The organism is Haloferax sp. Atlit-10N (assembly GCF_003586325.1).
GTDB classification, from domain to species: domain Archaea; phylum Halobacteriota; class Halobacteria; order Halobacteriales; family Haloferacaceae; genus Haloferax; species Haloferax prahovense.
Genome location: NZ_PSYX01000054.1, coordinates 1 through 955 on the forward strand (window position 1 = coordinate 1; position 955 = coordinate 955).

Below are 955 nucleotides of genomic sequence, written 5' to 3' on the forward strand. Positions count from 1 at the left end.
ACTCTCCCGTACGACCGCTATCGTACGGGAGAGTTCATCATCGCCGTAGGTGGTGGGTCTGTTTCAGTACTCGCATCACCGCTCTCATTCCCGATTCGAGTACTCCCGATTCTTTCGTGCTATCTCGTCATACTCCCAATCTCGATGGCACTCCGAACGGCCACTGTTGACGTTCTCATGTACGATCGGGAAGCGGCTAATACAGTCAGTGGGCCCGAACTTGCGTTTATGAGAAGCTGGAACAAGTCGATTGCTGAGAACGAACGTATGGTTGCCTACCATATGCTCATCGGCCTCGCAAAGGGGGAGTCAGAGCTCGGTTACGAGTTAGGAAAGCAAGTCATCGAAGATGTGGCTGTGAATGACCAGGAATTCGAAGATGCGATGGAGGATATGGTCGTTGAGGTTCTTGGTGATGACGCACGGATCCCCAACCGCGTTAAGGAATGGATTCGACAGCTCCGTACCAGTAGTTAGTGCCACCACAAACGACGCCTTGGTCACGCTAAGCAACATTGAACCAACTGCTCGGTAATACCAACATATCTTCTGTGTCTACTTTCTTTATTGTTGAATACTACAGAAGGTTGATGTAATGCGGCTGTGTCCACTTTGGTAATGGGTTGGATTAGCGATCTCCTCTCACCAAACGCAACCGAATTGGACGATTTTCGGCAAGAACGCGAAGAGAAGTACCCACGCCATACCTATGGGCCGGGGTACCCAATCGTTATTCGCCGCCAAGAACTCGATGACCTATTCCGTCTCTTGGAAATTGAAAGCGAGGCACCGGACGGTTGGGATAACACACCATTTGTGAGCCGAGAAAAGTTTGATGAGATTATCGAAGAATCGCTCGACGGTGTCGCTGATGGAGTACCATCCCCTGAGGAGCGTCGTGATGAAATCCACAAAATCCTCGAGTTGTGGCAAAAGCAACTTACTAAATCAGAAG

At 49.9% G+C, this 955-nt stretch carries 1 protein-coding gene and 1 pseudogene; both read left to right on the top strand.

Features of this window, described 5'->3' with window-relative positions:
• The coding region (locus C5B91_RS21135; protein WP_233547860.1) for a hypothetical protein at nt 1–477 on the top strand (477 nt) is incomplete at its 5' end.
• A gap of 141 nt (nt 478–618) precedes the next feature.
• A pseudogene (locus tag C5B91_RS22035) lies at nt 619–955 on the top strand (hypothetical protein); the annotation flags it as partial.